Here is a 9,740-nt window from a genome sequence, read left to right as displayed (position 1 = left end):
GCAAGACGAATTCGGACGATTGGGAGGAGGTTCAGGACTTCGCCAATCGTTTCTACATGCCCTATCTGTGCAAGCCGATCGGGAAGAACCTGCGCCCGAATTCGATCATGTACGCCACCAATATCAACCGCATCGTGGTGACGCGGTTCAGCTATGGCGTGCCGATCCATCTGAGCAAGTTCGACCCCGTCGAGGGCAAGATCATCGTCTTGACGACGCTGCGCGGCCATTTGCGCCATTCGGTCGGCCTCTCCGACAGCGCCGTCACCGCGCGCGGCGAAAGTTTCGTGGCGGATTGCAGCCGGGCCGAATATTGGCTCGAAGGCGACGGCCGGCATCTCCAGATCAATCTGACCATTCCTCACGACGTGGTCGAGGAGATCGCGCGGACCTGGTTCGACGTCGCGCCCGACGAGAGATTGTGGCGCGAGAAGGTGAAATTCGGCGGCGGCGAATCGAGCTGGATGGCTCTGCTCGAATATGCTGCCCGGCTGTTGTCCGAAGCGCCCGAAAAGATGGAAAGCGGGCGGGTCGGCGCCCATCTCGAAGAGGCGATCTGCGTCGAATTGCTGCGCAACTGGGCCGAACGCGCCGATATCAGCCTGACGCGCGAGACGGTGGGCGCCGCGCCGCGCCATGTCAAATGGGCGGAGAATTTCATCCGCGCCGAGGCGGCCCGCGCGCCCACCATTTCGGAGGTGGCGCGGGAAGCCGGCGTCAGCGTGCGCGCCTTGTCCGACGCCTTCCGGCGCTTCCGCGACACCACGCCCGGCGCCGTTCTGCGCGAGCAGCGATTGCAGGGCGTGCGCCACGCGCTGCTCGCCGCCGGGCCTGGCGAGACCGTGGCCTCGGTGGCCTCCGCCTGGGGCTATGTCAATTTCGGCATGTTCGCCCGCGCCTATCAGCGCCGCTTCGGCGAATTGCCCTCACGCACGCTCGGCCGCGCGCGCGACCGCTGAGCTGACGCAAACTTCCGCCGAATTCGGACATTTTCCGCCGCCGCGAGGCGGCGCGTCCTGCGCCACAATGCTGTTCTCGGCGACGCGGTTCGCGATCCGCATGTCCGCCGGCGGGGCCGGGGACAAAGCACAGGCAAAGGCGCCGCAAAGCGCGCCGCGAACAGAAGAAACCGGGAGGAAAGAGTGATCGTCAATTCCTATTACAGCCAGGATGTCCACGGCCCTTACGAACTCGTCGACATCGGCGATTTCGCCCTTGAGGAGGGCGGCGCCATTGCGGATTGCAAGCTGGCCGTCTCGACCTTCGGCAAGCTCAATGCCGCCAAGGACAATGCGATCCTGATCACCACCTGGTATTCCGGCACGTCGAAAATCATGAGCGACGTCTATGTCGGCGAAGGCCGCGCGATCGATCCGAACAAATATTTCATCGTGATCGTCAACCAGATCGGCAATGGCCTCTCGACCTCGCCGCACAACAGCAACGGCCCGATCGGCATGGCCAAATTTCCGAAGGTCCGCATCGCCGACGACGTGCGCGCGCAGCACAAGCTGCTGACCGAAGTATTCGGAATCGACAGTCTCGCTCTGGTGACGGGCGGCTCGATGGGAGCCCAGCAAACCTATGAATGGGCGGTGGCTTATCCCGATATGGTGCGCCGCGCCGCGCCGATCGCGGGAACCGCCCGGACCACCGATCACGATTTCCTGTTCGCCGACTCCGTGCGCGAGACCCTGCTGTCCGATCCGAAATTCAACGGCGGAAATTACGGCGCCTCGTCGGATGTCGCCGCCGGCCTGCGCGCCCAGGCCAAGCTATGGTCGGTAATGGGCTGGAGCCCGGAATTCTACGTCCGCGAGCGGCCGAAGGCGCTCGGTTTTGAGACCATCGACTCCTTCATCGACGGCTTCATGAACGGCTATTTCGGCGCGATGGACCCGAACGACCTGCTCTGCATGGCCTGGAAATGGCAGCGCGCCGACGTCTCGCGGCACACCGGCGGCGACCTTGCGGCGGCGCTGAAGCGGGTCAAGGCCAAGACCTTCGTCATGCCGATCGAGACCGACATGTTCTTCCCGCCGGCCGATTGCGCGCGCGAGGCGGCGCTGATCCCCGGCGGCGAATTACGCGTACTGAAGACGGTGGACGGCCATCTCGGCCTGTTCGGGACCGACGCCGATTATGTGCGGCAGGTCGATGAAAATCTGGCGGAGCTGCTCGCCACGCCGGCTTGAGCCTTTCCGCGCGACAAGACTTTGACAAAAGGCGCGCGCATGCGACTCTGATAAAAAAAGATGCGGCGGATTTCGCGCCGCCGCATCGGCGCAAGCGCCCAAACAAGTCGAAAACGACAAGGGCGCAGGGAGGAGAAAAAATGGGTGCTCTGACGCCGCCCGAAGACCTGCCCAAATGGGTGCCCGGCGAGGTGCTCTGCGCGAGCGACGCTCTGGGCTGGAAGAACGTCTTTCTGCGCAGCTATCATTATCTCGGCCAGGATGTGATCGTCCCGGCCATGCGCGATTTCATGATCGTCGGCTATCGCCTCGGCGCGACGCCGATGCAGCGTCGTTTCGACGGCCAATGGTCGCACGCCAATTGCGCGCCCGGCGCCGTCTCTCTGCTCACTCGCGCCGAGCAATCGCACTGGTTCTGGAGCGAAACCATCGACGTCACCCATGTCTATTTCGCGCCGGAGCTGGTGCTCGACGTCGCCAGCGAAATCATGGAGCGTCCCATTGTCGATGTGACGCTCGCCGACGTGCTGCATCTCGAAGACCCGGCGATCCTGTTCACCATGGGGGCGATCGCCGCCGAAGCCCAGGCGCAGGGGCTTGGCGGACCGCTCTATGTGGAAACGCTGGCGCGCGGCATGATCATTCATCTGCTGCGCCGCTACGCCTCGGTGACGCCCGGGCGCGAGCTGCCGGGCGGCCGGCTCGATACGCGCCAGAAAAGCCGGATCGACGATTATATCGACGCCCATCTCGACGAGGCGATCGATCTGAAGACCCTGGCCGAACTGGTGAACCTGCCGGCCTGCGCCTTCGCCCGGCAATTCAAGCGCGCCGCCGGCAGGGCGCCCTATGCCTATGTGATCGAGCGCCGGCTGGAGCGCGCCCAGCGCCTGCTGGCCTTTTCGACTTTGCCGATCAAGGATATTTCCGCGCGTTGTGGCTTCGCCGACCAGGCCCATTTGACCCGGCTGTTCCTGCGCAGCCGCGATCGCACGCCGGCCGCCTTTCGCAAGGAATTCGGCAGGAGCGCGACGAGTCCGGCCTGACGTCGGCCGCGACCAGCTCGAAGGCAGGGATTTTCCCGCCGTTCTCGCCCTTCAACCGACCCGCCCGGCTTGTAACAGCAACGGCATTGCGTCCCTTCCCGAAACCAATATGGTCGCGGCGAGCCCGCCGCGCGTCCTCGCGCCTGTGCGGGCGATCGACGGAAGCGCAATCATGCTCGTGAACGGCAAATGGACGGATAACTGGCAGCCGGTGCAGGCCAAGGACGCCAAGGGCGGCTTCGTTCGCCAGATTTCGTCCTTTCGCAACTGGGTGACGCCCGACGGCGCCGCTGGCCCGACCGGCGAGGGCGGCTTCAAGGCCGAGCCGGGCCGCTATCATCTCTATGCGGCCTATATCTGCCCCTGGGCGTCCCGCGTGCTGGCCGCGCGCAAGCTCAAGAAGCTCGACGCCGTCGTTTCGGTCTCCATCGTCGAGCCGACGCTCACGGATCAAGGCTGGCGCTTTGGCGATTATCCGGGGGCCGACCGCGATCCGATCCAGGACGCGACCTTCCTGCATGAAGTCTATACCCGCGCCGATCCGACCTTTACCGGCCGCGCGACCGTCCCCGCGCTGTGGGACAAGCGGCGCAACACCATTGTGAACAATGAATCGGCCGATCTTCTGCGCATGTTCAATTCGGGCTTCGGCGCGCTGGCAGACGAGAGCCTGGACCTTTATCCGGCGGATTTGAGCGAGAAAATCGACGCGCTGAACGACGTCATCTATCCGAGCCTCAACAATGGCGTCTATCGCGCCGGCTTCGCCACGACGCAGATCGCTTATGAGGAGGCATTCGCCGAGGTCGTCGCTACGCTCGATGCGCTGGAGGCGCGGCTGGCGGGGCAGGGGGGGCTTTTTGTTCGGCGACCGGCTCACCGAGACCGACATCCGCCTGTTCGTGACGCTGATCCGCTTCGACGCCGCCTATCACGGCCTGTTCAAATGCAACCTGCGGCGGGTGCGGGATTATCCCGCCTTGACCGTCTGGCTGAAGCGCATGCTGGCGATTCCGGGCCTGCGCGAGACGGTCAATATCGATCATATCAAGCATGGCTATTATTCGATCAAGGCGCTCAACCCGAATGGAATCGTCCCGCTCGGCCCCGATCTGTCGGATCTTGGCCTCGACGCTGCGTGAGCGGGGCCGGGGGGCGTTAAAAACGCGGGTGGGCCGGATCACGCCTCTGAATCTGATCATGAAAAATCTATCTGTCATAGCGCGGTCACAACGGGGCTGTTATTGGCGCTCGGGCGCAGCAAGGAGAGACCGCGATGAGTTTTTCTCACCCCTTGGCGAAAAAAGCGAAAATCTGGCGGATGCAATCGCGTGACGGATCCGAGCGCCGCGTGCTGGTCGTCGTGACGACGCTCGTGCTCGACCCCGACAATGAGAAATACAAGCAAAAGCTGGTCGACCGGCTGTCGGAGGAGGCGCGCGCCTATATCGCCGAGCAGGACGGTGTGACCGATTTCGTCCTGATCAATCGCCTGAAAGAATGGGGCTGAGCCTTCGCCGGACGCTTGGAATCCCTGGCGAAACCCCGATTTCAGGCCCGGTCGCCGCGTAGCCGGGTCATCAGATCGTCGAGCCGCTCCTCGATCAGGGGGAGCGCCTTGTCCGAGGACATCACGTCGATGTCGTGAATGTCCCAATATTCCATTCGCGCGATTTCATTGGCGGAGAGCCGCGAGAAGAACCGATCCCGCATCAGCGGAAAATGTTCGGCATATTTCAAGGCGATAATGCTGTCGGCGGAATCGAGATCGCTGATTTCGAGACTGCGAGGCATGCGCGCCGCCGTCGGGTCGAACGGCACGCCGCGCTGCTGAAGCCCGGTCGTCGCCTGCGGCGCGATCGGACCGACATTATGGCTGCCGAGATCGACCGCGATCCCCCTGGAGAGGGCGATCCATCCCGGGCACTGGGCGGGCGCCCGAAAGTTGAACAATTCTTCGGCGAACCGGCTCCGATAGTAATTGCCCGTACAAAGGAAGAGAACGACTTTCACAGCTTGCGCCTGCTTGTACTTCTGTATGAGCTAATACGAATGACATGGCATTTTGTAGTTTTGACGACGTTTGAAGAAAAAATAAGTATGAAAGTAGAAGAGCCGCGACAAAAGAAAAACGCCTGCCCGTACATCCGGGGCAGGCGTTTCGATGCGCTTCAGCCTCTTGGAAGAAGCTGAATTGCAGTCAGGATGATTGCAAACCATGACGATTTCAAGACCGGCGCTGCGAGCCGTCGCGATCCAGGCGTCGGCTAGGCCGGACGCTGCCCGCTTTCCTCGCGCTCCAGCCCCGTCATGCGGCGCGAATGGTGGCGAGGAAGGCGTTGACCTCCTCGTCCAGCCGCGTCGATTGCCGCGACAGGGCTTGCGCGGAGGCGAGCATTTGCGCCGAGGCCGTGGAGGCGTTCTGCGCCGTTTGCAGCACCCCGCCGATATTATCGGCCACGGAATGCGCGCCTCTTGAGGCCTGCTGGACGTTCCGCGCGATTTCGGACGTGGCGGCGCCCTGCTGGCCGACCGCGATGGCGATCGTTCCCGCCACTTTGGCCGCGGCCTCGGTGGTCTGGACGATCCGGCCGATATTGTCGGCAGCCTGTTGCGCGGTCGTTTGGATGTCGCCGATCTGCGCGGTGATTTCAGCTGTCGCGCGTCCGGTCTGTTCCGCCAGGGTCTTGACCTCCTGGGCCACGACGGCGAACCCCCGCCCGGCCTCGCCCGCCCGCGCCGTCTCAATGGTCGCGTTGAGCGCCAGCAGATTGGTCCGCCCGGCTATGTCGGAAATCAGGCTGACGATATCGCCGATGCGCTCGGCGGAGCGCGACAATTCAATCATCTGCCGGTTGGCGGCTTCCGCCTGTTGCGCCGAGCCGTCCGCGATCTGGCGGGAGCGGTCGACCTGTTCGTTGATTTCCTTCACCGAAAAGCTCAGCTCTTCGGTCGCCGAGGCGACCGAGCCGATATTGCCGGCAGAGGCTTCCGACGCTTCGGAAACCGCCTTGGCCTGGGCCGCCGTCTCGACGGAGGAATCGCACAGGATGCGGGCGACGCCTTGGAAATCGGCGGCGGCGCGGGACAATTCCGTCACGATGGAGCGGATCGCGTCTTCGAAATCTTCGGCGATTTTGTGGGCGGCGGCGCGCCGTTCCTGCTCGGCCCGGACGCTGGCCTGCCGCGCCGCTTCCTCCAGTTCACGGGCGCGAAGCATGTTGGCCTTGAAGACGCTCAGCGCATGGGCGACGCCGCCGATTTCGTCGCGGCGGCCATCGTCCGGAACGTCGACATCGAGATCGCCGCGCGTCAGGCGTTCGATCGCGGCGGCCACTTTCGCCAGCGGCCGGGCGACGCCGGCGATCAGCGCGAAGGCGATGACGGCGCAGAACAAGGCGGCGCTTGCCAGCGCCGCAAGCAGCAGATGGCGCGTCGCCTCATAGATGGCCGCGCCCTCATCGGCGGCTTTTCGGCCCGCGGCCTCGTTGAAATCCGCGGCTTTGAGCAGCAGGGCCTGCGCCTTCAGCCGCGTCGCCGTGTCCTCGAAGCGGGCGGCGTGGATCGCGCCGGCGAGATCGCCGTTGCGCGCGCGCTCCATGGTCGCGAGGGTCGAGGCGTGCAGCGTCGGCCAGATCGCGGCGAACTGGCCCATGACGGAGTCCTCCTCCGTCGCGGACGCGATCAAGGGTCTGAAATCGGCATAGGCCGTATCGACAGCGGTTTCGGCGTCCTTGAAGGCGCGGGCCGCGGCGTCGATGTCTTCGCGGGTGGACAAAGCGAGCAGCAGTTCGTCCTCGGTGCGGCCGAAACGGACCAAGGCGTGCCGCAGCTTGCCGATCCTTTCGACGGAGGGCAGCCAAACACCGCGGATTTCCGCCGCCTTGGCGTTGATCGCGCTCATCCGCCAGAGCGCCAGACCGCCCATGCCGCCAAGAACAAGGAAAATCGCCGCCGCAATCGCGGTGACCTTGGCGCCGATCGTCCAATTTCGCCAGAATCGCATCTTCTGCTGCCGGAAAGGGGAAGGATGACGCTCTGGTAGCAGCGCAGGCTTGCGAGAGGCTGGCGTGGCCGCCGCCTGGAAGCGGCGACTCTCAAAAACAAAACGCCCGCCCCGGGCGGCCGGGGCGTGCGTTTTCGTTCGGGGTCGCGTGGGGGGTCAGAACCAGCGCCAGCCGCAGACGCGGCGGCCGCGGCTCCACCAGCACACCCAGCGGCGTCGGCGTCGCGGCCCAACGACGACGACCTGAGCTTTCTGGATCATATCGCCGGCCGGCGCGGCGCCGTGCGGCTCCAGAGGCGCCGCGCTCAAGGGCATGGCCTCGCCCGCCTGGGCGCCGAGGGTCATGCCCGCGGCGGTCGCGGCGGTCACAAGAAGGAATCCGCGCATCATTCCGCGGCGATCAAGCGTCTGCATTGGTGGCTCCTGCGGGAAGTGGAAAGAGCGATCCCAAGCTAGGCCAGGCCGGTTGAACGGGCAATGAATGGCTTTGCCGGCACGGAAACGCCCTTTCGCGCCGCGCTCATCGGGCCGGGCGAAAGGCGCGCCGTCGCCGCGGCCCGCTGCCGGTTTCGTCGATACCGAGAAAAGATATTGGATGAGACTGGAGGTGGCGCGACGAGACGACGATAGAGTCGGGAGCTCAAGGTCGAGGCGGTTCATTTGGTCCTCGAACGTGGGGTGAGTGTCGCGCGGGCGGCGCTATCCCGATGTCGCCGGACTGCCGCAGACAGGGCCAAGCCGTGAGCTGGGCGACGCCTTGCACGAGGTCTATCTGCGCATTCGCTGTCTTCCACCGCCGGACGCCTTTCACAGCGCGGCGCGGGAGGATTGTGTCGAGGATTACCGGGTGGTCATTCGAGGCCGCATGATCGCGATCGAGAACGACCGCCTGCAGATTTCGACGGCGTTCGACGTCATATTGATCGTCTGGCTGATGATTATTTTCGGTGTTTTCGGCCTGATCGCGCCGCGCAATCCCGTCTCTTTGATCGGAATCGCGTCCCGTAGCGTGGCGCTGAGCCTGGCGATGTTCGTCATTTTCAGCCTCAGCCATCCCTGTTTCATCGCCTTTTCCAGCGCGGACATGCACGCGACGCTGGCGGGGATGACGACGGCGGCGCCCTGACGCGCCCCGCGAGGGGCGTCAGCGACGATGCGGCTCACACGCCGGCGAAGGTCCGCGCCACGACCATCACGACGCAGACGACCGCCGCGATCAGGGCATAGTCCAGATTGCTCGGACCGGTCTGGCCCTCAACGAAATTCGACAGAAATCCACGCATCGCGCTCACTCCTCGAAGGATCGGCTTCCGCGCTCGACCGCGCCTCGGCCCTTTCGAGACTGTTCTATCCGGGAAAGATGAGATCGCCCTTAACCAAGCCGGACCCAATAGGTTAACGGCGCGTAGGCGTAACCAAATCTTGACGCGATCGCTCGCCTTTGCGGCGCCGCAGAACGCTTTTGGCCACTTTCGCGGCTTTGCCAGCGTGGGCGGAGCGGCTCGTAAAGAGGCGTTCGCAGCCGGCGAAAATATGCTAAGCGGCGTCGCGAAGCCGCTTTTCGGCGGGTGCAGACGTCGCGCGGTCCATGGTTTTCAGCTCCCCCATCTTCGTCTTCCTGTTCCTGCCCCTGACGGGGCTGTTGTATTTTTGCGCCCCCCGGCTGGCGCGCAACGCCATCCTGCTGGCGGCGAGTCTGATCTTCTACGCCTGGGGCGAGCAATTATTCGTCTTCGTGATGCTGGCCTCGATCCTGCTCAACTGGATTTTCGGCCTGATCCTCGAAAAATATCGCGGGCCGGCGGCGGCGCGGCTGGTCATAGCCGGCGCGGTCGCCGTCAATATCGGCCTGCTGGGCTTCTACAAATATTCCGGCTTCATGGTCGCCCAGTTCAACAGTCTGACGGCGATGGGCGGCTGGCCAGCGGTCAATTTCGACGCGCCGCATCTGCCGCTCGGCATTTCCTTTTTCACCTTCCACGCTTTGTCCTATGTGATCGACGTCTACCGCCGCGACGCGCAGGCGCAGAAAAATCCGGTCGATTTCGCGCTTTACATTTCTTTTTTTCCGCAGCTCATCGCCGGCCCGATCATCCGCTATCACGACATCTGCGACCAGTTGCGCGGCCGCCGCGAGCGGTTCGATCTCGCCGTGTCCGGCGTGGAGCGGGCGCTGGCCGGTTTCGGCAAGAAGATGATTCTGGCCAATCCGCTCGGCGAGATCGCCGACCGCGCCTTCGGCCTGCCAGGCGATCAATTGGGGACGGGCGTCGCCTGGCTCGGCATCGCGGCCTATAGTTTGCAGATCTATCTCGATTTTTCCGGCTATTCCGACATGGCGATTGGCCTCGCGCGGGTGTTCGGCTTCGATTTCCTCGAAAATTTCAACTATCCCTATCGCGCCCGCTCCATTCAGGAATTCTGGCGGCGCTGGCATATTTCGCTGTCGAACTGGTTCCGCGACTATCTCTACATCCCGCTCGGCGGCAATCG

Annotated in this window: 10 protein-coding genes and 1 pseudogene; 7 read left to right on the top strand and 4 right to left on the bottom strand. The window is 64.0% G+C overall.

Annotated features, from left to right (window positions below; genetic code table 11):
- The 5 genes and pseudogenes from ACE3S9_RS09400 to ACE3S9_RS09380 all read left to right on the top strand — a co-directional run.
- On the top strand, positions 1 to 959 hold a 959-nt coding region (locus ACE3S9_RS09400; protein WP_374546190.1), incomplete at its 5' end, for a helix-turn-helix domain-containing protein.
- 183 nt (positions 960 to 1,142) lie between these two features.
- Entirely contained in the window at positions 1,143 to 2,195 is a 1,053-nt protein-coding gene (locus ACE3S9_RS09395; RefSeq protein ID WP_374546189.1) for an alpha/beta fold hydrolase, read from the top strand.
- 140 nt (positions 2,196 to 2,335) lie between these two features.
- Positions 2,336 to 3,241, top strand: a complete 906-nt coding sequence (locus ACE3S9_RS09390; protein WP_374546188.1) for a helix-turn-helix domain-containing protein — start codon at positions 2,336 to 2,338, stop codon at positions 3,239 to 3,241.
- Positions 3,242 to 3,413: 172 nt separating this feature from the next.
- Positions 3,414 to 4,383, top strand: a pseudogene (locus ACE3S9_RS09385) (glutathione S-transferase family protein).
- Between the two features lie 134 nt (positions 4,384 to 4,517).
- A complete protein-coding gene (locus ACE3S9_RS09380; RefSeq protein WP_374546187.1) occupies positions 4,518 to 4,751 on the top strand; it encodes a hypothetical protein in 234 nt (77 codons plus the stop codon).
- A 41-nt stretch (positions 4,752 to 4,792) separates the two neighbouring features.
- Here ACE3S9_RS09380 and ACE3S9_RS09375 read toward each other — a convergent pair whose 3' ends face one another.
- The 3 genes from ACE3S9_RS09375 to ACE3S9_RS09365 all read right to left on the bottom strand — a co-directional run bounded on the left by ACE3S9_RS09375 (position 4,793) and on the right by ACE3S9_RS09365 (position 7,907).
- Positions 4,793 to 5,254 (bottom strand): low molecular weight phosphatase family protein, encoded by a 462-nt coding sequence (locus ACE3S9_RS09375; protein WP_374546186.1) that lies wholly within the window; start codon positions 5,252 to 5,254, stop codon positions 4,793 to 4,795.
- A gap of 295 nt (positions 5,255 to 5,549) precedes the next feature.
- Positions 5,550 to 7,247, bottom strand: coding sequence for a methyl-accepting chemotaxis protein (locus ACE3S9_RS09370; RefSeq protein WP_374546185.1), 1,698 nt, complete (start codon positions 7,245 to 7,247; stop codon positions 5,550 to 5,552).
- Positions 7,248 to 7,403: 156 nt separating this feature from the next.
- On the bottom strand, positions 7,404 to 7,907 hold the full coding sequence (locus tag ACE3S9_RS09365) for a hypothetical protein (protein WP_374546184.1): 504 nt from the start codon (positions 7,905 to 7,907) through the stop codon (positions 7,404 to 7,406).
- Positions 7,908 to 7,929: 22 nt separating this feature from the next.
- Between ACE3S9_RS09365 and ACE3S9_RS09360 the strand changes: the two genes are divergently transcribed.
- On the top strand, positions 7,930 to 8,373 hold the full coding sequence (locus ACE3S9_RS09360) for a hypothetical protein (protein ID WP_374546183.1): 444 nt from the start codon (positions 7,930 to 7,932) through the stop codon (positions 8,371 to 8,373).
- A 34-nt stretch (positions 8,374 to 8,407) separates the two neighbouring features.
- On the opposite strand, the gene ACE3S9_RS09355 is transcribed toward ACE3S9_RS09360, so the two are convergent.
- Positions 8,408 to 8,530: a hypothetical protein gene (locus ACE3S9_RS09355; protein ID WP_374546182.1), complete on the bottom strand. Its 123-nt coding sequence runs from the start codon at positions 8,528 to 8,530 to the stop codon at positions 8,408 to 8,410.
- 305 nt (positions 8,531 to 8,835) lie between these two features.
- Between ACE3S9_RS09355 and ACE3S9_RS09350 the strand changes: the two genes are divergently transcribed.
- A partial coding sequence (locus tag ACE3S9_RS09350; protein ID WP_374546181.1) for an MBOAT family protein occupies positions 8,836 to 9,740 on the top strand: 905 nt, incomplete at its 3' end.

The sequence above is a fragment of the Rhodoblastus sp. genome, assembly GCF_041915505.1.
Taxonomy (GTDB): domain Bacteria; phylum Pseudomonadota; class Alphaproteobacteria; order Rhizobiales; family Beijerinckiaceae; genus Rhodoblastus.
This window is presented reverse-complemented; position numbering and strand designations above follow the sequence as displayed.